The sequence below is a fragment of the Propionibacterium ruminifibrarum genome (assembly GCF_900289195.1).
Taxonomy (GTDB): Bacteria; Actinomycetota; Actinomycetes; order Propionibacteriales; family Propionibacteriaceae; genus Propionibacterium; species Propionibacterium ruminifibrarum.
The window spans coordinates 177513-201106 of sequence record NZ_OMOH01000004.1 but is presented as its reverse complement, the minus strand read 5'-3'; the positions used below and the strand labels follow the sequence as shown (position 1 = coordinate 201106).

Annotated in this window: 21 protein-coding genes, 1 tRNA gene and 1 pseudogene; 11 read left to right on the top strand and 12 right to left on the bottom strand. The window is 67.4% G+C overall.

What is annotated here, in order from left to right; all coding sequences use genetic code 11:
• Positions 1-75: 75 nt before the first annotated feature.
• The 3 genes from PROPJV5_RS06210 to PROPJV5_RS06200 form a co-directional block, all read right to left on the bottom strand.
• A tRNA-Gly gene (locus tag PROPJV5_RS06210) sits at positions 76-149 on the bottom strand.
• A gap of 79 nt (positions 150-228) precedes the next feature.
• Positions 229-846, bottom strand: a complete 618-nt coding sequence (locus PROPJV5_RS12875; protein ID WP_239018413.1) for a type II toxin-antitoxin system PemK/MazF family toxin — start codon at positions 844-846, stop codon at positions 229-231.
• 14 nt (positions 847-860) lie between these two features.
• Positions 861-1655, bottom strand: a complete 795-nt coding sequence (locus PROPJV5_RS06200; protein ID WP_119715469.1) for a hypothetical protein — start codon at positions 1653-1655, stop codon at positions 861-863.
• 472 nt (positions 1656-2127) lie between these two features.
• On the opposite strand from PROPJV5_RS06200, the gene PROPJV5_RS06195 reads away from it, so the two are divergent.
• Positions 2128-2778, top strand: a complete 651-nt coding sequence (locus PROPJV5_RS06195; RefSeq protein ID WP_119715468.1) for an HAD family hydrolase — start codon at positions 2128-2130, stop codon at positions 2776-2778.
• Between the two features lie 230 nt (positions 2779-3008).
• Here PROPJV5_RS06195 and PROPJV5_RS06190 read toward each other — a convergent pair whose 3' ends face one another.
• The 6 genes from PROPJV5_RS06190 to gdhA form a co-directional block, all read right to left on the bottom strand.
• Positions 3009-4523 carry an acetyl-CoA hydrolase/transferase family protein gene (locus tag PROPJV5_RS06190; protein WP_119715467.1) on the bottom strand — a complete coding sequence of 505 codons (1515 nt, stop codon included), beginning with the start codon at positions 4521-4523 and terminating at the stop codon, positions 3009-3011.
• Positions 4524-4940: 417 nt separating this feature from the next.
• Positions 4941-6128 carry a DUF1015 family protein gene (locus tag PROPJV5_RS06185; protein WP_119715466.1) on the bottom strand — a complete coding sequence of 396 codons (1188 nt, stop codon included), beginning with the start codon at positions 6126-6128 and terminating at the stop codon, positions 4941-4943.
• A gap of 301 nt (positions 6129-6429) precedes the next feature.
• Positions 6430-7287: an aldo/keto reductase gene (locus PROPJV5_RS06180; RefSeq protein WP_119715465.1), complete on the bottom strand. Its 858-nt coding sequence runs from the start codon at positions 7285-7287 to the stop codon at positions 6430-6432.
• A 356-nt stretch (positions 7288-7643) separates the two neighbouring features.
• Positions 7644-8435: a YwiC-like family protein gene (locus PROPJV5_RS06175; RefSeq protein WP_119715464.1), complete on the bottom strand. Its 792-nt coding sequence runs from the start codon at positions 8433-8435 to the stop codon at positions 7644-7646.
• 307 nt (positions 8436-8742) lie between these two features.
• A complete protein-coding gene (locus tag PROPJV5_RS06170; RefSeq protein ID WP_119715463.1) occupies positions 8743-9732 on the bottom strand; it encodes a class I SAM-dependent methyltransferase in 990 nt (329 codons plus the stop codon).
• Between the two features lie 387 nt (positions 9733-10119).
• Positions 10120-11466 (bottom strand): NADP-specific glutamate dehydrogenase, encoded by a 1347-nt coding sequence (gdhA, locus tag PROPJV5_RS06165; protein ID WP_119715462.1) that lies wholly within the window; start codon positions 11464-11466, stop codon positions 10120-10122.
• A 167-nt stretch (positions 11467-11633) separates the two neighbouring features.
• On the opposite strand from gdhA, the gene PROPJV5_RS06160 reads away from it, so the two are divergent.
• From PROPJV5_RS06160 to PROPJV5_RS06135, 7 genes and pseudogenes are all read left to right on the top strand, one after another.
• Complete coding sequence (locus tag PROPJV5_RS06160; RefSeq protein ID WP_119715461.1) at positions 11634-12956, top strand: MATE family efflux transporter; 1323 nt, start codon at positions 11634-11636, stop codon at positions 12954-12956.
• 39 nt (positions 12957-12995) lie between these two features.
• Complete coding sequence (locus PROPJV5_RS06155) at positions 12996-13223, top strand: hypothetical protein (protein ID WP_119162873.1); 228 nt, start codon at positions 12996-12998, stop codon at positions 13221-13223.
• Between the two features lie 94 nt (positions 13224-13317).
• A complete protein-coding gene (locus PROPJV5_RS06150) occupies positions 13318-13851 on the top strand; it encodes a cyclophilin-like fold protein (RefSeq protein ID WP_220474359.1) in 534 nt (177 codons plus the stop codon).
• 255 nt (positions 13852-14106) lie between these two features.
• The gene (locus PROPJV5_RS06145; RefSeq protein WP_182858599.1) at positions 14107-14781 is read left to right on the top strand and encodes a DUF4241 domain-containing protein; all 675 of its coding nucleotides are present in this window, start codon (positions 14107-14109) and stop codon (positions 14779-14781) included.
• Positions 14782-14964: 183 nt separating this feature from the next.
• Positions 14965-15519: a hypothetical protein gene (locus PROPJV5_RS06140; RefSeq protein WP_220474358.1), complete on the top strand. Its 555-nt coding sequence runs from the start codon at positions 14965-14967 to the stop codon at positions 15517-15519.
• 175 nt (positions 15520-15694) lie between these two features.
• Positions 15695-16441 (top strand): annotated as a pseudogene (locus PROPJV5_RS13135) (zinc-ribbon domain-containing protein); the annotation flags it as partial.
• A 75-nt stretch (positions 16442-16516) separates the two neighbouring features.
• Positions 16517-17506: a zinc-ribbon domain-containing protein gene (locus tag PROPJV5_RS06135; protein ID WP_239018412.1), complete on the top strand. Its 990-nt coding sequence runs from the start codon at positions 16517-16519 to the stop codon at positions 17504-17506.
• Between the two features lie 416 nt (positions 17507-17922).
• Here PROPJV5_RS06135 and PROPJV5_RS12380 read toward each other — a convergent pair whose 3' ends face one another.
• Positions 17923-18150: an IS110 family transposase gene (locus PROPJV5_RS12380; RefSeq protein WP_147385368.1), complete on the bottom strand. Its 228-nt coding sequence runs from the start codon at positions 18148-18150 to the stop codon at positions 17923-17925.
• Between the two features lie 426 nt (positions 18151-18576).
• Here PROPJV5_RS12380 and PROPJV5_RS06130 point away from each other — a divergent pair, with 426 nt between their 5' ends.
• Positions 18577-19515: a hypothetical protein gene (locus PROPJV5_RS06130; RefSeq protein WP_119715459.1), complete on the top strand. Its 939-nt coding sequence runs from the start codon at positions 18577-18579 to the stop codon at positions 19513-19515.
• A gap of 58 nt (positions 19516-19573) precedes the next feature.
• Here the strand turns inward: PROPJV5_RS06130 and PROPJV5_RS06125 are convergent, their stop codons facing one another.
• The gene (locus tag PROPJV5_RS06125) at positions 19574-19936 is read right to left on the bottom strand and encodes a hypothetical protein (protein ID WP_119715458.1); all 363 of its coding nucleotides are present in this window, start codon (positions 19934-19936) and stop codon (positions 19574-19576) included.
• Between the two features lie 233 nt (positions 19937-20169).
• Here PROPJV5_RS06125 and PROPJV5_RS06120 point away from each other — a divergent pair, with 233 nt between their 5' ends.
• Complete coding sequence (locus tag PROPJV5_RS06120; RefSeq protein ID WP_119715457.1) at positions 20170-21003, top strand: carbon-nitrogen hydrolase family protein; 834 nt, start codon at positions 20170-20172, stop codon at positions 21001-21003.
• Between the two features lie 208 nt (positions 21004-21211).
• Here the strand turns inward: PROPJV5_RS06120 and PROPJV5_RS06115 are convergent, their stop codons facing one another.
• A complete protein-coding gene (locus PROPJV5_RS06115) occupies positions 21212-22015 on the bottom strand; it encodes a CPBP family intramembrane glutamic endopeptidase (protein WP_182858597.1) in 804 nt (267 codons plus the stop codon).
• A gap of 485 nt (positions 22016-22500) precedes the next feature.
• Between PROPJV5_RS06115 and PROPJV5_RS06110 the strand changes: the two genes are divergently transcribed.
• Positions 22501-23391: a pyruvate, water dikinase regulatory protein gene (locus PROPJV5_RS06110; protein WP_119715455.1), complete on the top strand. Its 891-nt coding sequence runs from the start codon at positions 22501-22503 to the stop codon at positions 23389-23391.
• The last annotated feature ends 203 nt before the right edge of the window (positions 23392-23594 follow it).

Here is a 23594-nt window from a genome sequence, read left to right as displayed (position 1 = left end):
TCCACCGAGGTGAGGACGAGTTGAGCGACCGCTCGTGGAGCAGCAAATCAGATGGGAACGTGCTTGCTGCAAAACTGGAGCGGGCGACGGGAATCGAACCCGCGTGTCCAGCTTGGGAAGCTGGCGCTCTACCATTGAGCTACGCCCGCGTGGCCGTGAGGCCGGGACAACTGTAGCGCACCCGGCCCGTCCGGCGCAGCCTGGTCGCGCTTGGTGCAGCAGCCCGACTCAGTCGTTCCAGTGCTTCTCCACCTCGGACGCCACCAGGTCGAACCGCTTCTTGTCGAGCCTGCCGGCCAGGCGCCGCACGTTGCCGGGGTCGACCCGGATGATGCGGTCGGTGCGCACCTCGGACTCGCGCCCCTGCTGGTCCCACTCGCCCGAGCCGATGTTGCACCACCAGCGACCCTCGCGCTGCTCCACCTGGGCCCTGTCGTCGTGGTCCTGGCTGCTCAGCATGAGCCCCAGCAGCCAGTCGTCGTCACGGCCGATGATGAGCACCGGACGGTCCTTGCCCAGCGCGTAGTTCTCCTCGAATGGCACCCAGGTCCACACCACCTCACCCGGATCGGCCATCCGGTCGGGGTGCGGGTCGTAGGTCAGGGCGGGTTTGCGGACGTAGTCGCCCGGGTAGTCCTTCGTCGGATGCGGCGCGGGGCGCGCGGCAGCGACACCCTGCTGCAGACGGGTCTGTTCGCCGTTGCCGCGCTGAGAAGGGGTACGAGCTGGTTGCCTCGTGGCTCTTCGCGCGTCCCTGCGCGCCTTCTTCTCCGCCTCGCGCAGGGAGCTGCGCAGCACGTCGCGGGCGATGCGTCCGAGCGCGCCCCAAACCTGGTTGTTCGCCACGATCGGCCCACCTCTCACTGGAACCGGGGCAGGCGCCCGTAGAAGACGTTCCTGCCCGCAGTCTCGGTCTCGCGCACCGGTGCGCGCAGCGCCTCCCAGGCGTCGAAGTAGCTCGTCACGCCGCTCGTGCGCGACAACGCCACGCCGGCGGCCGCCAGCGGGACGGCGGCGCAGGCCAGCGGGTTGAGCAGTGCGCCGAGGAAGGCGACCCCCAGCGCGACGAGTGCCAGCTTCTGTGCGAAGCGCTCACCCGTCCACGCCTGGTAGGCGGCGACGGACGGCGCACCGACCATGACGATGACGAGCAGTGCCAGCACGATGACGAGCACGATGGAGCCCGCGCTGCCGGGGCGCGGGTCGAGCAGGCCGATGATCCACGCCGACCGGTCGAAGTTCTCCACGTGCATCGCCCGCCACCAGTACAGGGCGTATCCCAGTCCGCTGGCGGTGGCGGCCGCGTACAGGAAGCACTGCAACGCGACGAGCGGGCCTGTGCGTCTCGGTTCCCCCGTGCGGGGGGACACGGGCACGCCATGGTGCATCTCCTCCAGGGGAGGAAGCGTCTCGACGCGGTGTGCCGGTGCCTGGCCGATGCCCTGCCATTCCCCGGGGCCGGCCGGGTCTGCCGCGGAGGCGACCTGCGCCTCGGCCCCACCGCCGGTGGCGGGCGTCACCTCGCCGGGCAGTGCCCGGCGGTTCGGGCGGGTGGACTCGTCCAGCGGGGCCCGGGCCTCACCGACGCGGCGCGCTCCGGATGCGGGGTCCTGCTCACTCGGCGGCACGCCCTGGGCGCTCGGGTCGGAACTCATGCTGCGGGCTCACCTCATCTGCCTCGTCGGTTGCGTCGGGTCGCTCGGCCCCCGCCAAGCCTACTGCCCCTCTGCCCCCGCCGGCCCGGCCCGCTGCCTGGGGATCAGCGTCCCCGACGACGTGGCCGACCTCTGCCCGCGCGCGCCCGGCCCGCTGTGCCACGAGGGCGGTGGCAAATTGAGCGGGTTGCCTCTGCCCGCTGCCGCCACCACCCCGCCTGGCACATCGGCAACGACCTCGGCCCCTCGCGGTCCGGGCCCGGCCGGCGGCACGGGGCCGGGGGTGCCGGGGCGGGCCGCTGCCCGTGCGCCGCGCCGACTCCTTGGAAGTCCTCGGTCGGGGTTTCGTGGCTGACCCCACCCAGCATGCGCTGTGCCGGCTCCCTCGCCGCGAGCCATCGCAGACCGGGGTTGTCGTCGTCCGGATCATCGGGCCGGACGCGGCCGGACGAGGGCGCCATAGACTCGTCCCGTGAGCACCGCGGCGCCCTACGAACTCGTCCTCTTCGACCTGGACGGGACCCTCATCAACTCGATCGACCTCATCGTCGCCACCTGGCAGTACCTGGGCCGTGAGGTCCTCGACCGGCAGCTGTCCCGCGACGAGGTCACCCCGCTCATCGGCCTGCCCCTTCGCCAGGCCGTCGCCAGTGTCGTGCCCGACCGTCCCGACGAGGTCGTCCGCCTCTACCACGAGTGGAACGTCGCCCACCACGACGAGTACGTCACCGCCTACGCCGGCATGGTCGACCTCGTCGGCCGCCTGCGGGACGCGGGGCTGCGCGTCGGCGTCGTCACCGCCAAGATGCGTTCCCTCGCCGAGCACGGCCTGGATGTGTCCGGCTACGGCGATCTCATCGAGGTGGCCTGCGGCGTCGAGGACACCACCAGGCACAAGCCCGACCCCGAGCCGCTGCTGGCAGGGCTGACCCGCATGGGCGGCTCCCTCGGCTCGGTCGCCTACGTCGGGGACGCCGTCTGGGACCTGCGGGCGGCCCGAGCCGCCAAGATGCCAGGCATCGGCGTCACCTGGGGCGCCGGGAACCCGGACGAACTGCGGGCCGAAGAGGCCGTCGCCGTCGTCGACACCCCCGATCAGCTCGCCGCCCGGCTGCTCGGCTGATCCCGCCCTGCCGGGTGCCGTGGGGTGGGCGGCCAGCGGTGAGAGGACCCAACCGGGCGCGAGAACACACCCCGATGGATCGAGGGGTGGTCTGCCGCCGCGCGAACCCCTGGCCCGGGGAGGGGCGCGTGGCACGGGGCCATGTGCCCGTGCCGTGGCCCGGCGGCCAAAGCCAGGAACAGCATGAGGGGGCCACCGTCACGGTGACCCCCTCAGCGTGTCCAGGAGCGTCAGCTCAGCTTCATCGTGCCGTTCTCGAGGAAGCTGCGGTGGAAGTCGAAGCTGTGCGCCAGGTCATGCGGCGTGTGCTTGGCCTTCGAGGACTTCAGCGCGGCCTCGTAGTACTCGGTGAGCTGGGCCTTGTAATCGGGATGGGCGCAGTTCTCGATGATCTTCTTGGCCCGCTGACGCGGCGCCAGACCGCGCAGGTCCGCCAGGCCCTGCTCGGTGATAATCACCATGACGTCGTGCTCGGTGTGGTCGACGTGGCTGACCATCGGGGTGATCGCCGAGATGGCGCCGTCCTTGGCGACCGACGGCGAGACGAACGCCGAGATGTAGGCGTTGCGCGTGAAGTCGCCCGAGCCGCCGATGCCGTTCATCATGCGGGTGCCAGCGACGTGGGTGGAGTTCACGTTGCCGTAGATGTCGGCCTCGATCATGCCGTTGCAGCTCAGCACACCGAGACGACGGATCACCTCGGGATGGTTCGAGATCTCCTGCGAGCGCAGGATGATCGAGTTGCGGTACCTGGCCGCCTCGTCGTTCATCTTGTGGGCGTACTCGGGGCTCAGCGAGAAGGCCGTGGCCGAGGCGACGGTCAGCTTGCCGGCGTCGATGAGGTCGACCATGCCGTCCTGGATGACCTCGGTGTAGCTGGTGAGGTTCTCCAGGTCGGAGTTGAGCAGGCCGTCGAGCACGGCGTTCGGGATGTTGCCGACACCGGACTGCAGCGGCAGCAGGTTCTTCGGCAGGCGGCCGTGCTTGACCTCGTTGTCGTAGAAGTCGAGCAGGTAGCCGGCGATGGCGCGAGAATCGTCGTCGATCGGCTTGAACGGCGTGTTGCGGTCGGGGTCGTCGGTTTCGATGATGGCGACGACCTTGTTCGGGTCGATCGTCAGGAAGTTGTCGCCGATGCGGTTTCCGGGCTTGACGATCGGGATGATCGGGCGGTTGGGAGGAGTGAGGTAGCCGTTCCAGACGTCGTGCATGCCCTCAAGATCGAGGGACTGCCAGGAGTTGACCTCGATGATGATTTTCTCGGCGCAGTCGAGGTAGGTCTTGTTGTTGCCGATCGAGGACGTCGGGATGATGTTGCCCTCCTCGGTGATGCGGGTGGCCTCGACGACGGCGAAGTCGAGCTTGCCGTAGAAGCCCTCCGCCACCACCTGGGCGGCATGGGAGAGATGGGTGTCGATGTAGTAGGACGTGCCGTCGTTGATCTTGGCGCGCATGTGCGGATCGGACTGGTACGGGGTGCGCAGGCCGATGCCGTTGGCGTCGGCCAGTGCGCCGTCGAGCTCTGGAGCGGTGGAGGCACCGGTGAACGCGTTGACGGTGAAGTCCTCACCGGCCTCGTGCGCAGCCCTGATGCGGGCGGCGAGAGCTTGGGGAAGCTCCTTGGGGTAACCGGATCCGGTGAATCCGCCGAAACCGATCTGGGCCCCGGCCGGGATGAGGGCGGCAGCCTCGTCCGCGCTCATCACCTTGCCGCGCAGCTGTGCGTTGGCAATGCGGTCTGTCATGTTTCCTCTCCTGGTCCGTGGCCGCGCACGCCGGTGTCACGGCCCATTCACTGACTTTAGCGTGGCATTTCCCCGCCCCCGACGGCAGGGCGGCGAGTACGGCGCAGAGCAGAACTCATGCCGTGCGGCCATGAACCAAGTGGAAGTCCTCGGTCCCCGGCGGTCGAGGGGAATTCGGCCCGACCGGCTTTGCGCGTGATGGCGGCCCCGGTCCTTGGCCGGCGAGGCGAACGCCGTGCCGGGCCGCCCGGACACGTCAGGTGGGCGACGGGGAGGCCCGTGAGCCCGTCGAGCCGGGCGTCCGGGACCGTGCTGGCCCCGGATCTGGACGAGCGTGGACACCGACGGCAGCCGGCGGGCGTCCGGGACCGTGCTGCCCCGGACGCCCGCCGACGTTGGTCGGCTCTGCTCTGCTGCTCAGCCCAGCGGGGCGGTGGGGCGCATGACGAAGCCGGTGCGCAGCTTCGGGGTGAAGAAGGTCGACTTCGGCGGCATGAGCAGGCCCTCGCGGGCGGTGCGCATGATCTCGTCCAGGCTGGTCGGGCGGATCAGGATGCCTGCGGTGTGGCCGGTGACGGCCTCACGCATCTCGTCCAGGCCGTGCTGGTAGCTGAAGACGGCGCTCGTGTCACCCAGGGCCTTCTCGAGCCAGGCCCCGTCGAGGGAGCGGACGTCGTCGAAGACGCCGGGCCGGGCGGTCAGCCAGCAGGCCCGGCCGTCGGGGGAGAGCAGCACCAGCCGGCCCTCGGCGACCATGCGGGCCAGGGTGGCTGGGCTGAGCTCCTCGTCGAGGGGCTCGACGGTGAAGAAGCGCTCCAGCGCGGCGACCAGGTCGTCCCAGGAGATGCCGTCGACCAGGCGGTGAATGGCCTCGATCGACAGCTGGTCGTCCACCAGCTCGTTGACGAAGGTCAACGTGAGTTCGGCCTCGGTGTCGGTGCGGCCGGTGGCGGCGCGCACCTCGTCGCGGTAGGTGCGCGAGATCGAGTAGCGGTGGTGCCCGTCGGCGACGAGGACGTCGTCGGAGCCGATGATGGCGCTGATCTCGGCGATGCGGTCGGGATCGGTGACGCGCTCGACGCTGTGCCGGACACCGTCGACGGTGATCTCGCCGACCGGCTCTGCCGGGGCCTGGAGGGCCTGGGTGAGGCCGGACGCGAGCGACAGGCCCCACACCGGGGAGCCGTTGGTGGCAGTGGCGCGGGTCAGGTCGAGGCGGTCGGTGACGGCCTTCTTCGTGGTGCGCTCGTGGGGGAGCACGCCCCCGGCACCCTCGTCGACGACCTCCAGACCGCCTAGCACGCCGGAGATGACACGGCTCGCCCCAGTGGCGTCGGTGAAGGCCATGCGGTAGATCGTGAAGCTCGGCACGGGGTCGGGCACCATGACGCCCTCGGCGAGCCACTGCCTGAGGGTCTGGGCGGCCTTCTCGTAGCGGTCCTCGCCACCGCGCGGATCGTCGATCCAGGCGATGTTGTACGGGTCGCGGGCCTCCAGCGCGTCGATGTCGGCGTCGCTCAGTACGTCGTAGGGCGGCGCGATGACGGCGTCAAGGTCGGTCTGCGGTGCATAGCGCAGTGCGGGAAAGGGCTCGAAACGCGGCATGGGCCAAGGCTAGCGGGACGGGCCTTGCGCCGCGCCATTGGCCGCAGGGCAAAGTCGAATGGTGCGGCCGGCGCGGGCGTGACCGGGCCGGCCACCTTGCCGGGGATGGCCGCTTCCCGGGAGGCCGGGGAGAGACGCGGCACCGGTCACGGCTCTACGATCGGCGCCGACCGCTGCCCGTAGCCTGGGGGCTGGGTGGCCGATTCGCCGTCGTGCAGGGCGGTGGTCCTGGCGCAGGACCAGGGCAATCGACTGAGATGACAGCCGTGGACCAGGCGCGGTGGCCCCGAGCGATACGGGATCAGGGCTGCTTGGTCCACTGCACCTCGTCGGGGTGGCTGCCCTGCCGCTCGTCCCGGTTGAGGGCGCTGATCGCGTCCATCTGGGCGGCCGAGAGCGTGAAGTCGAACAGCTGGGCGTTCTCGACCATGCGTTCGCGGTGCATCGACTTGGGGAACACGATGTCGCCGCGCTGCAGGTGCCAGCGCAGCACGACCTGGGATGCGGTGCGGCCGAGTTCTTCGCCGATCGCCTTGATCGCCGGGTCGTCGGCCACCTTGCCACGGGCGAGTGGCGACCAGGACTCGGTGGCGATGCCCATCTGGGTGTGCAGGGCGCGCAGCGGCTCCTGGGTCAGGTAGGGGCTGATCTCGACCTGGTTGACGGCCGGGGCGATGCCGGTGGCGTCGGTGATCGTGCGCAGGTGGTCGGGCTGGTAGTTCGAGACGCCGATCGCGCGGACCCGGCCGGACTGCAGGATCTCGATCATGGTCTGCCAGGTCTCGACGAGATTCGTCGCGGCGGCCATCGGCCAGTGCACGAGGAACAGGTCGAGCCGTTCGAGCTGAAGGTCCTTGAGGGTCTGGTCGAAGGACCGCAGGGCGTCGTCGCGGGCGTGGTTGCTGTTGTTGAGCTTGCTCGTGACGAACAGGTCGTCACGGTCGATGCCGCTGGCGGCGATCGCGCGACCCACACCGGCCTCGTTCGCGTACATCTGCGCGGTGTCGATGTGGCGGTAGCCGACCTCGAGCGCCTCGCCCACGACGCGTTCGGCCTCGGCGGGCGGCACCTTGTAGGTGCCGAAACCCAGCTGGGGGATCTCGACGGTGCCGTTGGTGGCGTTGCTGAGTCGGATCATCGATGCGGGAACAGCTGTCATGGCCCCACCGTAGTCCCGCGGGGAAGATCTGGCCCGCGTTTCGGGCGAAGCCCGGGGCGGGTAGTCCTGCGGTCGTCGTGAAATGACACACAGGAAACGCAGGGTCTAGGTGGAAGGCTGGGGCTGGCTTGTCCTGCTGCGGCGAGGGGCCAACGCCCTGCGTTTCGCGGTGGAGCTGGTCGCATCGGGCTGTCCTGCGGTTGTCGTGAAAAGACGCACGAGAAGCGCAGCCCTATGTATGGAACATGTGCGGGACGCTGGAGTGAGCTCTTGTGCTGGAGTGCGTGGGCCTGCGGCTGTCGTGAAATGACACACGAGAAGCGCAGGGTTTGCGCGGAGTGCGGGGTGGGCGGCGCTCAGAGCAGCGAGCAGGCGATGGCGGAGGCGCTGAGGATGATCTCGATGACACCCAGCGTCCCCGGACGGAAGGGGAAACCGTTGTTCTGCATCCGTTTCATGACCATCGTGCGGGCCAGGGCCACTGCGAAGAAGACGATCCACCAGGGCGAGCCGAGGCCGAGCCAGGGCCCGCACGCGACTGCCGCCGCGACGAGCCAGGCCCCGTGCCACAGCGTCGAGTTGCGGGCCGCCGCCGGATTGTTCTTCTCGCGGATGAAGGACTTCACGTGGAAGACGGTGCCGGCGAAGTAGCCGTACAGCAGAATCCCGGTCACCGTGTCGTGCAGGCCGGGGCTGAGCACCGGCCAGCCGCCGCAGCGCACCACGTAGAACATGAGGCAGGCCGCCGCGACCGTCGTCATGCCCGAGGTGACCGAACGCTCCTCGCGGTTGCGGACCAGGGCGAATGCCGCTGCGACGAGGGGTGCGAAACCCACCAGCCAGATCGCCAGTCCGGCCCCGCCCAGGGCCAGGACCACCAGGCCGCAGGCCACGCAGACGACGAAGTAGGTGATGATCGGGGTGCGCAGCTCGCCCCGGCGCCGTGCCGGTGTCTTCAGCCAGCTGACGCACTGGGCGAACAGGCAGTAGCCGACGAGCCACATGACGGCCAGCGGGACCCACCACATCGGCAGCCCGTCCGCGCGATGGCGGGTCAGGGCGCCGACGACGAAGGGGACGATGAGCATCGCCCACGCCCCGTGCTGATTCGGCAGCCACCGCTTCTTCCAGTTCTTCGCCGCGGCCATGCCCGAACGATAGTGGCAACTCTGCAGCGACGGGGAGTCCCAAAAACCGGGGGAATCCGGTGTATTTCCTTGCGCTCCTGGTGGGGTCCGGGGCCTTGGTGTCGGCTTGCGGGCACATGCTGATCCTGCTGCCGCCCCGACCCGGGCATCCCGACAGGGCGGAGGGTGTAGGCGTTGAGCTGGGTGTCGCTACGCCCCGGCCCGGCAGCCCTCGACGCCGGATCGCGAGGGCATGCCGCAGACGAGCCGGTGCCGGTCCTCGGGCCCCGCCGAGCGGGGGGACGCGCCGCCCGGTGCCCGGTGCTGCTCAGCGGGCGATCGTGCGGGTGACGGTGTAGAAGGGGTTCTGCCTCACGACGGTGGTCCGGCCGACCTTCTCGTTCAGTCGTTTGCGCCACGGCAGGTGCGAGTTGTAGACGCACCACAGCTCGCCGCCCGGCCGCAACAGGCGGGCCGCGTCGTCGAACATGGCCAGGGCCGGTTCGGAGTCCTTGGCGATGCCGCGGTGGAAGGGCGGGTTCATGACGACGACGTCGAGACTGTCCGGGGCCCAGCCGTCGAGCCGGGACGCCCAGTGCACCTGGACGTCCTTGCCGTTGGCCTCGGCGGTCAGCCGGGCCGACTCGACGGCGGCGCGGCTCACGTCGACGGCGTGCACCCGTGCGCCGGGGTTGGCGCGGGCCAGCAGCGTGGCCAGGATGCCCGAGCCGCAGCCCAGGTCGAGCAGGTCGTCCCCGTGGATGTCGCCGCACAGCTCGGCGAGCAGGCGGGTGCCGTCGTCCACCTCGTTGGTGGCGAAGACCTCGCCGTGCGCGATGACGCCGATGCCCAGCTCGGGGTGCGTCCTCTCGCGGGGCCAGCGCAGCCGGCGCTTCCTCGGCTGGGAGGCCCGCAGGGCTCGGCACTTGCCGACCCCCAGCGACGCCGAGACCTCGCCGAAGTGGCGGCGCAGCACGTCATTCATCGAATGCGTCATGTTCTTCTGGCGCCCGGCGGCGATCAGGCGCACCTCGGGCGCCGCCCAGACGGCGAGGCGTTCGGTGTAGTCGTCGAGGGCCGACAGGGCCTTGGGCAGGCGCAGCCACACCAGGTCGACGCCGGCCAGGGAGGGCTCGTCGAAGGCGTCCAGCAGCAGGCCGGCGGGCCCCTCGTCGGCGTCGCGGCGGTCGTCGCACCACACGCTCACCCGCGGCGCGATCTCCTGGGCGGCCTCGACCAGGCCCGGGCAGTTGATGACGAGCACGTGCCCGGCGCGCTCGGGGGATTCGGCGACGATGAGGCGCTCCACGGCATCCATGGGCCCCAACCTATCCACGGGAGGAAGGCGGCGATCCTGTCAGGGGAGACGGTGCACCGGCCCGGATGGTCCGGGAGCCATGAGTTGCGCGGCCAGCGGGCATCCGATGCGCTCCTGTACGGCACGGGAACGCTGGTCGTGTGAGCCACGAAGTGTTCCCGCCGGTGACCCGGCGCCCGGCGCGGCCTGCCCGAGCCGGGTGCGTCCCGACCCGGGGACCGGCTTGATACGCGTGCTGGGCGCCGGGCGGGAACGCCGGAGGCGGCCACCGTGCAGGTGACCGCCTCCGAGTCGTTCGGGTCTGCTGGGCCGGGCCGGACCTGCCCAACGGCGTGGGGCCGCCGTATCAGCGACGGAACCGCCGGGCGGGCCGGGCCTGCTGCCGTATCAGACCAGGCCGAAGTCGAGCATGGCGTCGGCGACCTTGGTGAAGCCGGCGATGTTGGCGCCGACGACGTAGTCGTCGGGGCGGCCGTACTCCTCGGCCGTCGCCTGGCAGGTGTCGTGGATGTTGTCCATGATCGCGTGCAGCTGGCCGTCGGTCTTCTCGAAGGTCCAGGAGTCGCGGGCGGCGTTCTGGGCCATCTCGAGGCCGCTGGTGGCGACGCCGCCGGCGTTCGATGCCTTGCCGGGCGCGTAGAGCACCCCGGCCTCCTGGAAGGCGTGGAAGGCCTCGGGCGTGCAGGGCATGTTGGCGCCCTCGGCAACGGCCTTCACGCCGTTGGCGATGAGGGTCTTCGCGTCGTCCAGGTCCAGCTCGTTCTGGGTGGCGCAGGGCAGGGCGACGTCGGCGGTGACCTGCCAGATGCGGCCCTTGTCGGCGGGCGTGAACGTGGCGGAGGCGCCGCGCTCCTCGGCGTAGGTGCTGATGCGGGCCCGGCGCTGCTCCTTGACCGACTGCAGCAGGGCGACGTCGATGCCCTTCTCGTCGACGACGAAGCCCGAGGAGTCGGAGCAGGCCACGACGGTGGCGCCCAGCTCCTGGGCCTTCGCGATGGCGTAGATGGCCACATTGCCCGAGCCCGACACGACGACGCGCTTGCCGTCGATCGAGTCGTTCCTGGTGCCGAGCATGCGGTTGGTGAAGTAGACGGTGCCGAAGCCGGTGGCCTCGGTGCGGGCCAGCGAGCCGCCCCAGGCGAGTCCCTTGCCGGTGAGCACGCCGGCGTCGAAGCGGTTGGTGATGCGCTTGTACTGGCCGAACAGGTAGCCGATCTCGCGGCCGCCCACGCCGATGTCGCCGGCCGGGACGTCGGTGTTGAGGCCGATGTGGCGGTACAGCTCGGTCATGAAGGACTGACAGAAGCGCATGACCTCGGCGTCGGACTTGCCGTGCGGGTCGAAGTCTGAGCCGCCCTTGCCGCCGCCCATGGCCAAGCCGGTGAGCGAGTTCTTGAAGATCTGCTCGAACCCGAGGAACTTGATGATGGACAGGTCGACGTTCTCGCGGAACCGCAGGCCGCCTTTGTAGGGGCCGAGCGCCGAGTTGAACTCGATGCGGTAGCCGCGGTTGACCCGGACCCTCCCGGCGTCGTCCACCCACGGGACGCGGAACATGATCTGGCGCTCGGGCTCGGCGATGCGCTCGAGGATCGCCGCGTCGAGGTACTCGGGTTTGCGCTCCAACGCGGGTTCGACGCTCTCGAAGACCTCCCTGACGGCCTGCTGGAACTCGGGCTGGCCGGGGTTGCGGGCGACCACCCCGTCGTAGATGGACTGAACGGCTTCGCGCATGGCGTGGCTCCTTGTCACTTCGATTCCTCCCGGCCTTCACCGGGGACATCTTGAATATGTCACCGCGACCTGCGCGAAATGAAGCAATCTCATGTCTTGACGTCAAGATATTTGTAACGATTGTGTTTCACCCCGGTTACCGGGCCGGCGGGGTAGCCTCGTGGCCCGTGGCGCTGTGGACGAGAAACGACCGTGACCTGCTGGCGCTGGCCCTGCCCACCTTCGCCACCCTCGTCTCCGAGCCGCTGCTCGTCATGGCCGACACCGCGTTCATCGGGCACGTCGGCGCCGTCCCGCTGGCAGGACTCGGGCTGGGCGGCAACGTGCTGGGCGTCATCACCGGCATGTGCGTCTTCCTGGCCTACTCGACGACCAGCGTCGTCGCCCACCGCCTCGGCGCGGGCCGCGACCTGGCGGCCTACGAGGCCGGCCGTGACGGCATGGCCCTCGGCGGGGCGCTCGGTGTGGTGCTCGCCGGGCTGCTCGCCCTGCTGGCCCCGACGATCGTCGGCTGGTACGGGCCCGCGCCGGACGTGGCCGACGCGGCCGTCACCTATCTGCGGATCGTCGCGGCCGGCCTGCCCTTCCAGCTCGTCGTGCTCGCCTCGACCGGGCTGCTGCGCGGCCTGCAGGACACCCGCACCCCCATGGTGGTGGCGATCGGCGTCAACGTGGCGAACATCGGCCTGGACGCCCTGCTCATCTACGGTTTCGGCCTGGGGATCGCCGGCTCGGCCGTCGCCACCGCCACCGCCCAGGGGCTGTCGTGCCTCGCGCTCGCCGCCGTCATCATCCGCCGCTGCCGAGGGCTGGGCATGCGGCTGCGCCCGGACCCGCGCGGCATGGTCGCCTCGGCGTCGTCCGGGGGCTGGCTCGTGCTGCGCACCGCCACCTTGTGGTTCTCGCTCACCGCGACCACCGTCGTCGCCACCGGCCTGGGCTCGCTGACCCTGGCCGCCCACCAGGTGACGAACTCGCTGTACACCGTCCTCACCTTCGCCCTCGACTCCCTGGCCATCGCCTGCCAGGCCCTCATCGGACGCCACCTCGGGGCCGGCGAGACGGCCGGGGCGCGGACTGTCATGAAACGGGCCCTGGGCTGGGGCTGCGTGCAGGCCGTCGTCATGGGGCTGCTGCTCGTCGCGCTCAGGCCCCCGCTGGTGCGGCTGTTCACCTCCGACGCGGCGGTGCAGCAGCTGGCCATGCACTCCTTCGTCGTGCTGGCGGCCATCATGCCGCTGGCCGCGCTCGTGTTCGTGCTCGACGGGGTGCTCATCGGCGCCGGCGACACCCGCTACCTGGCGCTGGCCGGGATGTTCGTCGCGGCCTGCCACCTGCCGATGCTCGTGGCGGTGGCGCACTGGTGCACCGGCGGGCCCGCCGGCCTGGTCTGGCTGTGGGTGGCCTACTCTGGTTTCCTCGCTGCCCGGGCTTTGACCCTCACCCTGCGCGCCCGGACCGGTCGCTGGCTGCGCACGGGCGCCGAGTAGACGGCTCGTGAACCTGGTGTTCAGGGGGGAGGGGAACACATGAGCAAGTACGACGCACTGTGGCGGCACGTGCAGGAAGACGGCCGCTCGTCGTTCCAGCTGAGTTTCGAGCAGATCGGCGACATCGCCGGTGTACCGATCGACCACTCCTTCCTGACCTACAAGAAGGAACTGCTCGACTTCGGCTATCGGGTCGACAAGATATCCCTGAAGAACCAGACGGTCGCATTCCGCAGGATCGCCGGGCCGGACGGGCAAGAGGAATAGGAGACGCCGGGCTCCTCCTGGGGTGCGCTGTGGCACCATGGAATGGTCCCCTTCACACCATTCGGTTTTCCTAGGGAAGGGACGTGACCAGCCCATGTTGAACAGGATCGCCCTGTCGCGCCGGGGTTTCGCGGCGCTGCTCACCGGGGCCGCCTCCGCGACACTCGTCGCCTCGGCAGGCTGCGGCCGCGGGAGCGGTGGCGCCGACGACGCACCCGCCGCCGGGCAGTCCTCGCCCACGGGCTCGTCCACCGCGCGACACGACGAGGAGGACGGCATGCTCACCCTGTCCATAGACGGCCGCGACGTCGACGTCGCGTGGGAGGACAACGAGACGGTCCGCGCGCTGGCCGACGCCGCCGCGGACGAGCCGGTGACCGTGCAGATGTCGAGGTACGGCGGTTTCGAGCAGGTCGGTGGCCTCGGCTTCGACCTACCCCACGACGACGAGCGGATCACCACGGAGGCCGGCGACATCGTCCTGTACACGGGCGACCAGATCGTCGTGTTCTACGGATCCAACACCTGGGAGTACACGAGGCTGGGAAGGATCCGGGGCATGAGCGACGACGAACTGGGCGCGCTGCTCGGGTCGGGCGATGTGCGCATGACCTTCTCGGTCTCTTAGGAGGTGCTGCGGTGGTCGCCCATGTCGGCGTCGCCCCTGAGCTGCTCCGCTGGGCGGTCGAGCGGGTCGGCTGGACCCTTGATGCGGATTCCGCGCGCAGCGGCAGCAACGTCAGGTCGCGCCAGGCCCGACAACTGATTGACGGTCGAGATCGCCATGACGGTCCGACCCCACCCGCCAGCGATGCGTCGAAAGCTCACCCGGCCCGCCACAGCGCCACCTGCGTGCGGCAACGCTCCCAGTAGTATTCGGACCATGCCTGATCTCGACTTCTACGCCCTCGTCTCCGGGCTGGTGCCAAGCCCTTTCGAGGACGGTTTTTACTACCCCGCCGGGTCAGTCGGGCTCACCGTGACTGACCTGGGGATGCTGCGGGTGCCCTCGGGGCGCCTGGAGGCCTGTGACCCCTTCGTCACCCTTGGTAACGGTCCGTTCTTCGCCGTCGAGCCGGGCGACTACCCGGTGCGGGTCACGGTCGCCGACGTCTCTCCGACGCAGGACGGCGCGCACCTGCGCGAGGCCTATCTGTCCGTCATCCTTGCAGACGGCGAGGCCGCCTCCGTCGAGGACGCCCAGACGGCGGACGGCAGGAAGTCAGGCGTTTTCGTGGACGCAGGAACGGTCGGTTTCGTCGACCATGACGCCGTCGCCACCGCTATGCCGCCCGATGACCTCGAGTGGGACTGTGAGGTCTTTGAATCCGAAGAGCCCGGCTCGTGGTTCGATCTCCTGTACGACCCCGAGTACTACCGTGAAGGCTCGGCCAACATCGTCATGCCGCTCGCCTCGAACGGGGAGAACGTCGTGATCTCGAACTCCGGCTGGGGCGACGGCGTCTATCCGGTCGTGCTCACCCGCGACGCCGATGGCGTGCCGCTGGGGTTGCACATCGACCTCGGGGTTGTGGGCAGCTTTCCCGAGCCGCAGTGACGCTGAGGCCCGCGGTCTTGTGCGGGGCCTCGGCAGCCGGCCACCTGGTGACGCCCCGTGCGCCAACCCCTCGATACGCTTTGTGTCGCCCGCGCCACGCCTGAGCTTGCACCGTGATGTCGGACCCTTCCGATAGGGTGACGTCGTCGCACGGCGACTGTGCGAACCAAGCCAAGGGATGCGATGACCACCGAACAGCTCAACACGTCCACGCCCACAGGGCCGGTCTCTGTGCCAGAACCCGGCCAGGTCGTCCAGGTCCGTGGCGCCACCTGGGCGGTCACCGACGTCCGTGAGCAGGGCCTGTCCCGCAGCCCCGCAGACGAGGCACGTGCCGGCCTGGAACACCTGGTCGCGTTGCAGTCACTCGCCGAGGACCGCATGGGCGAGGAACTCACCGTCGTCTGGGAGCTCGAGGTCGGCACCTCGATCGTCCCCGACCGCGGCCTGCCCGAGACGATCGACGCATCCTCGTTCGACGAGCCGGACACGCTCGGCGCCTTCGTCGACGCCGTCCGCTGGGGCGCGGTGACCTCGGCCGACCCGAAGGCCTTCCAGGCGCCCTTCCGCTCGGGAGTCCTACCAGCTCGAACCGCTGCGCCGAGCCCTGGAGGCCCCGCGCACCAATCTGCTGCTCGCCGACGACGGCAGGGCGGGGTCGGCGCGCCGCTACGCCTTCGACGTCCTCGTGGAGGACGAGGCCCACCACGTCGCACCCAGTACACGCTCCGCTCCTAGTCAACGCCATGCTGTCTCATTCACCTGGACTCCTCGTCCCCATGCCGTGCCCGCACCAGGGCTAGGACTGTTCCCAGTGGCAGCTCTTCGCTACGGACGCGATCCTGCGATTGCGTGTGGTCAAAGCTTTCAACCTTGGTTGGGGCATTAGTTATTACTCGTACGAGCTGGTTGTATGAGTGGTTCAACTATGGTGTTAATAGTCAAGGACGAAATGAGGTACATCATGAAGACTTGCAGTGTGGAAGGGTGTGAACAACCCGGAGCATTTGCAACTCGAACGCGGCCAACATGGTGCCGCGATCACCTCTGTCAACTTTATTCTCAAGGTGGCCTGATCCTGCTTGAAGACTTCACCAAGCCATCTGCTTACTTGTTGACTCGATGTATACGATGCAATTTCCAAGGGCACTACCGTTTCGAGTATATTCTTGACCGAATACAAGTTGGTGAAGCTGTTTGTCGAGCGTGCTACTGGCGTTCGTGGGCTAGAAACGCACGTTCCATGTCGGGCAGAGCTGAACGGGCCGTAGATATATCCACCGTGCGACAGGCTGCGGAAGAGAATGGGTTCACTTATCTTGGTCCGCTAACGAATCCCAGTCTTGAAGATGACCCCCATGCTACACGCTGTAATTCCTGTGGCAGAGTTGAGGCGCAGCGAAGCGGGGATATTGGTTGGGGCTGTTCATGTCGGCGAAATCAAAAAACTGCGACAGTAGGCACCAAGAAGACTCAGGGTGCGAACCTTCTCAAGAACTCTGACAATCGAGCGATCGTATGGTGGGATCACGAATGCAACTCGGATTCCTTTTGGGAAGTCGCAACGATCAAATCCCGTCGCGAAGCCTGGTGGACTTGTTCTGAAGGTCATTCATTCAAAGCTCGTATCCTCGATGTCACGAACGACTCCTTCTCGTGTCCGGAGTGTCAATCGATTAGGCGGGCGGCTTGGGAAGAAAAGTTGGCGTTGCTTAGGGGGAAGACCATTGCTGACGTGCCCGAGCTTTTGACTGCTTGGGACGAAGACATCCCGCCAGCGAATGTTCTGGTCGATAAGAAATACATGGGCTCGGGCTACAGATTTCGATGCCCTTCTGGTCATCGCAATACGCGCAGCCCTCTCAGTTATCTTTTTGATGGCTGTTCTGCTTGCAAGGCTAACGAGACGCGCGAGGCTAATGCAAAACGAGCGGATGTGAACCCTGCCGCAAGCCGGTTGACGCCCGAGATCAGTAGTCAATGGCATCCTACGAAGAACGGCAATCTGCGACTCGCGAACATCTCTCCAAACTCTCGTCGCATGATCTGGTGGCGAGATCCTGTCTGTGGTCATGAGTTCCAAGCCACGCCCCGTGAGCGCGACAAGTACGACCGCTGGAGGTGTCCGCTGTGCCGCACTATCCTTGACTCGCTGGCATATCACTATCCAGAACTGGCTGAAGAGTGGTCGGTTGATAATCCAATTTCCCCATGGGAAATTCGTTCAAATACCACCCAACTTAAAGAACCGCCCCTGTGGGTATGTAAAAATGATCCGACTCACGTATGGCGGGCAATGCCGACAGCCAGAGTTAATGGATCTCAATGTCCCGAGTGTATTGAAACTGGCAAGTCGCGGATTGAGGGCGAGTACTATTTGGCGGCTCTCGCGCGATGGGGGAATGCGAAATCAGGCTTTCGCGTCCACTCTGCAAGATTCCGAACCCATTCGTCGTGGACTATTGATGTGTTAGTTAATCTGACAGCGGATGAGCGACTCGCAATTGAATACGACGGATCATACTGGCATCGCGACAAATTCGACACCGATCGCGCCAAGAGTTTAGACCTCCTCGCAGACACCTTCATCCTCGTTCGACTCAGAGAGTCTCCACTTCCGTCACTGCAGATCGCGCATCCTAACTATTACGAGTTCACCGTGTATCCCGCTGCCCAGGACCCAGCTCGCGATGTCGCGCGTATCGATGAGATGATCATTAGATAAGTGTAATCTCCTGCTTTCTGTCGTCGCGAGATATGAAGGGTATGGGTGCTCTTGCTGCTGGCTCTGGCGTGGAGTGGTGAGGTGCGCCACAGGCATGGCTGTTGTTGGTCTTGGTGACTGGCCCTTGGCTTCGTTTCTGTCCTGACGAATTCTTCGAGAGGACTAGTCCGGCGAGCGAGTTACCAATGAACTGGGACCAGTCATTGATCTTGACCACTGGGCGAACCTGGTCAGGGTGGAGATTCCACGCAAACCCCCAGCCCTCGGCTCACAGGCGTGTATCGGCTGTCAACGGCCATGGCGGCGATGTGTTCGTCGAGACGGTCACGGTGCCGTGATCGGGGCCACACTCTCGTAGGCTTTATCGAATGAGGCCCGGGTGGAGTGAATCGAACCGCTGCCCGCGTAGCCACGCGTTATGAGCCCTGGGCCGGGCCTGCCCCCGCGAAGTTGGCGATCCCGTGTCGCAGCAGCAGTTTCGACAACCGGTGCCGGACCCGCGTCAGATCCGGGCGGCAGTCCTCACGGACCCTGACAAGATTACGAGCAGCCTCGGTCAACTCGTCGGGGACCGTCACTGCGGTGGACGCATCCAGACACAGCAGAGTCGAGAGGTGCTTGGCGTCGATCGCTTCGGCTTTCACCCTCGATCTGAGGGATTCTGGTGTTTCGAGGGAGCGGCGACCACTGTCCTGATGCCTTGCGACGGGAGTGCTTTGGTAGAGCTGCATCTAATCGGGTCGGTCTCGTATATCACGGCAGCTGGCCTTAACAGGGTTCTGTCGAGCCATGATCTCGTCCGAGTCGGGGCAGAACCTAGTCCCTGAAGATCTTGTCGGTCTTGGCGTTCGTCATATGCGCTACGACGGAGTGAGCATGCATGTCCAGACCAACACTCGCCCGCGCACGTGAACAACCGGGCATACGTATGGCCGTGTGAGGCCAGACAGGCCCCTGTCCGGCAACCCACGCATCGTTACGCGGCTAGGCTCTGGCCCGCAGAGCCTCGCCACAATTCGGGGTCACCCTTACCGCCTAAGCTTGGAGCAAGCAATGACTATGGAGGTGCCATGAGTGCTGATCAAGGGCCGGACAGGGATTCGGTGCTCAACGGTGCCGCGGGTTACCTCATCCAGGAACTGGTCCGGCAAGGCATCACCGCGGAACCCGTCATGACCGAGCATGGCAAAGCCCTCCAGCTCGCTGACATGGGCAGGTTGTCGATGGAGAACGTCGCAGACGACCTGATGCGAACCCCGCAGTCACAGTGGGAGGCGACGTTGCAACGATGGGTGCAATTCGCCATTGAGGCATCCCGGGCCCAGTCGGCACCCAGGCTCAGCGTTGATGAAGTGCTGCCCATCGTGTACACCCGCATCATCGCCACAGCCGATGCCGACGGCTGCGACTATGGACGCCCTTTCGCAGAGGGCCTGTTCCAAGTGCTCTGCCTCGACTACCCGACCCATGTCGTCACGCTGACCGACAAGAACATCGGCGATCTTGAGGTGCCTCTTGACGTGCTCTTCGGTTTGGGGCAGATCAACACCGATGCTGAACCGATCGATGAAACCTTCGACGAGGGTGGCGTGCACTTTGTAACAGGCGACTCGATGTTCATCGCGTCCAAGATCGGGAACATACCCGCGCTGCTGGGGCGGCTCGGCGTGGAGGCGCCTGACGGCCTGCTCTTCGCGGTGCCGAACCGGTCACTCCTGATGTATTCGCTCCCGACGCGCGAAGAAGGCCTCACCAGTATCCTCGGCATCGCCCAGATGATTGGCTCCTTCACCCCTGAGGCGGGGTTCAACAATCCCGGAGGGCTTTTGAGCCGCAATGTCTTCTACTGGGCGCCGGACGGCACGATCGAACCTCAGATGGGTAGTTACCAAGAGGTCCATGATCGTGCCGCCAGTCATGGTCACGACCTCGATCTGCCCGAGGACGGAACGCTCGTTATCCAACCGGGGATGGTATTCAGTCGGCGGTTCGTCATGGGGCTCGAATAGTCCGGGACGCCAAGCCGATGGCGTCGTGGCGGCCGCGGAGTGTCGGGCGCCCGCCGTCTCAGCCCTGCCCGGGGGCGCCCTGCTGCCACTGCAGGGCCCGGTCCAACTCATCGAAGAACGCGTTGATCACCTTGCGGTTGCGCTTGCCCTGAGCGATGAGCGTGGGCAGGGCGCCGCTGGAGGTCAGCTGGACGGCGGTTGCCGACTGCTGCGGGTCGACCGGGGCGATCTGCGCCGTGAGGTTCTCGCCCCACGTGGTGAGACTCATGCCGGTCGAGAACCGGATGATGCCCTGGTTCGGGTCCGCGTGTTGCAGTCGGTGGCCCAGGTGCTGGATCACCTGGGGTACTGCGTTGAAGACGGTGGCGTAGGGCAGGGGGTACTGCCTGCTGAGGGTGGTGTGCTGCTCGAAGACGGCCATGCCGCGAAGTCTAGAACCGGACGGTCGGGCGCGCGGCACTGTCCACAGTCCCGGAGACGCACCGGTGATTCAGTATTGGCGCGCCGCGAAGGCGTTGTGCCCGGCGGAGCATGAGTCACGGCCCGCGAGTGGGCGATGCTGTATCGCGTCGGTGAGGGCGAACGCGGACGGCAGGGTCGGGTCCCCGCGAGAGGGTGTTGCCGCAGGCGGCGCTCAGGGACGAGAGTGGGCCCATGCGGATCGCTCTCGCCCAGCTCACGGTCACCACCGATCCCCAGGAGAACCTGGCGCTGGTCTCGGATTTCGCCTCCCGCGCCGCACGCGAGGGGGCCGAACTCGTCGTGTTCCCCGAGGCCACGATGTGTTCCTTCCGCCGGAACCCGGCGAGGGCGGCCGAGCCCGCCGGCGGGCCGTGGGCGAGCGCCGTGCAGGCCCTCGCCGCCGAGCTGGGCGTCGTCATCGCGGCTGGCATGTTCACGACGGCCCCGGACGGCAGGGTGCGCAACACGCTTCTCGTCACGGACCGGGACCTGGTCTGCTACGACAAGATCCACCTCTTCGACGCCCTCGGGCAGCGGGAGTCCGACCGGGTGGCGCCCGGCGACCGGCTGGTCGTCGCCGAGGTCGCGGGCGAACGCCTCGGCCTCGCCATCTGCTACGACGTCCGCTTCCCGGCCCAGTTCACCGAGCTGGCCCGCCGCGGCGCCCGCGCCATGCTCGTGTGCGCCTCCTGGGCGCCCGGCCCGGACAAGGTGCACCAGTGGCGGACCCTCGTCACGGCGCGGGCGATGGACTCGGTGTCCTTCGTCGTCGCCGTCGACCAGGCCGGCCCCGCCGAGGATTACGGTCTGCCCACCGGGGTGGGCCACTCGATGGTCGTGGACCCCTCGGGCCGGGTGCTCCTCGAACTGGGGGAGCAGCCCGACCTGGCCGTCGTCAACCTCGACCTCGCCCTGGCCGACCGGGCCAGGGAGCGGCTGCCCGTCCTGGCCGACGTGAGCTACTCGCCCCGTCTCCTCACCACGAGGAGCGGCTGGGCCGACGACGGGTCTGAGAATGTCCTCTGATCCGACGCGCGGCTTGAGGTGAGGGTCGGGTCGGGCAGCCATGACCGCTCATCCGAGGCGGTTCTGAACCGATCCTTGCGGACTGTCGGCCGTCACATGAGTACGGCGGGGCAGCCCAGTCCGAGAGCATTGGGCTGCCCCGCCGCATCGTCACGCCCCTGAGAAGGTTGGCCCGTGCGATCGGGGTCCGGGCAGCGGCGGAGCGGCCTCACATCCCGGTCGTGGTGTTCATCGAATCGTGGTCGCGGGGCGCTGCAGCCTGCTGGGCGGTCTCGTGCGCCTTCTCCTGCTTCCACCTCTGCACGAGGAACACGACGACGATGATGAACTGTGCGACGTTCAGCATCGTGATAACGACGCCGAATACGGGAATCTTCGTCGCGGCCCCGCCCAGCAGGAGATAATCCCAGAGGAAGTGCGAGGCAATGAGCAGGCCGATGTTTCTCGTGTAGTCGTACATCAAGGCGTAGAACAATCCGGCGACGAAAGTGGTTACAAGCTGCACCAGCACGTTCGAGAAGGGGGATCCGGCGAGGACATTGACCGAGTGAAGCAGACTGAAGACGACTGAGGAGACGAGCAGGGCGCCCTTGAGGCTCTGCCCGCCGGGCTCGCGAAGCAGTCCCATGTAGAGAATCCGACGGAACATCATCTCCTCGGCGAAACCCACGAGCAGGGTGGCTACGAGCGGGGTCAGGAACGCGGCGCTCAGCTCCCCGTTCGTGAAGACGTAGAACAGGGCCATGCCCACCAGTGGGAGGAACAGCAACAGGAACAGCGGCAGCCTGCCGCGTTCATTGCTCACCGGGGCCAGCTGCTTCCTGCGGACGAGGAAGCAACACAGTGTCCCCGCGGCCAAGAGGAAGAGGAAGGGCAGCATCGCCCTGACATAATTGGTATCCCCGTAACTAACGTGGGAGAAGTTGTGGACGATTGCATTGCCCAGCCCCATGACGAGGATGTAGGCGATCGCGCATGCAATCGTGATCCGCGCAGTTCTCGTTCGTGTCACATTGTCTCCTTGTCGTGCGACGCCCGCAGTGGATGTCACATCGGCGTGTCCTTGATTCGGCCAGTGGGTCCATGCTCGGTGGACTGTCACGTGGAGTTTCGCCCCACTCATCTATCCTCGGCGTCGTCAAGAGGATTTCCGTGGCGCCCCTCGAAGGGCTTCGCCATGGTTCGAGCATGCGCATCCCGGGGCGGCACTGAACAGGCCCTTGGAGGCTATTCACGAAGGGGGCGTGAAAGGCACAGGGCACGATGCGCGAGCGCACAATACCACATGTTTTCCCGTGAACCAAGAATCGTTATCCGATAAGGGGAGACGTCAACACGTCGAGGGGCTGCTCGCCGTCGGCGCGATCTTCCGGCCGGTTCGTAACAAATGGTCTGACGACCCAAGGCGCTTTCGTCGAAGTTCCTGCGCCCTACCCCTGTGAGCCCGGCTGGTCGCCGAGCCTCCTCGCTGCCCCGGCTGCCCGTAGACTTCCGCCCATGAGCCCATCACTGGAGATCCACGTCATCGCCGACTCCTCGGGTGAGACGGCCGCGCGGCTGGCCAGGGCGGCCCGCATGCAGTTCCCCGACCACGAGTTCCAGATCGTCCGGCACTCCCGGGTGCACAACGCCGAGCAGATGCTCGAGGTGTTCGACGCGATCAGTGCCTCCGCCGACCCCGAACGGGGCCAGGCCGGGCGCGCCATCTTCTACACGCTCGTCAACGGCGAGCTGCGCGGCATGGTGGCCCGCTTCTGCAGCGACAAGTCCATCCCGTGCGCCGACCTCATGGGTGACGCCCTCGCCGCGCTGGGCGAGGCCGCCGGCGCGGACGCCGACGAGGTGCCGATGCGCCCGGTCGGCGTCGAGGCCGACTACTTCGACCGCATCTCGGCGATGGAGTTCGCCGTGCGCAACGACGACGGCGTCATGCCCGACTCGCTGCGCGAGTGCGACATCTGCCTGGTGGGCGCCTCCCGCTCGGGCAAGACGCCGCTGTCCATCTACCTCGGCTACGCCGGCTACAAGACGGTGAACGTGCCGATCGTGCCGGGCATCGCCCCGCCCCCGCAGCTGCGGACCATCGACCGGTGGCGCATCGTCGGCCTGACGATCGACGCCGAACGCCTGCTTCAGATCCGCACCCGCCGCGTGAAGGGCATGGGCGGTTTCGGACAGCAGGACGGCTACGCCGACCTGCTGAGCATCTACGACGAACTCGACGAGGTCGGCCAGGTCCAGCGTTCCCTCGGCTGCCCGGTCGTCGACACCACCGGGCTGGCCCTGGAGGAGGCGGCGGCCCGGGTCATCGAGATCGTCGAGGAACGCGCCCGCAGGGCCGGCGCCCACCTGCGGCGCCCCGCCGGCTCCATGAAACTGGCCCCATGACCGGGTGATTCGTCGCGTTCGTCGGAAGCAAACATCCAAGGAATCGCCGGACGGCCCGTCCAGGGCTTACAGTGACCTTGTCGAGGGACCGGCCCCGTGTCGCCGGTCTCGCTCCGTGGCGGGCAGGTTGAGGCCCCCGCCCGGAAAGGGGAGAATCAGTCGTGCGCCCGTCACCGGCGTGCACGAGCGCGGAACCACCGGAA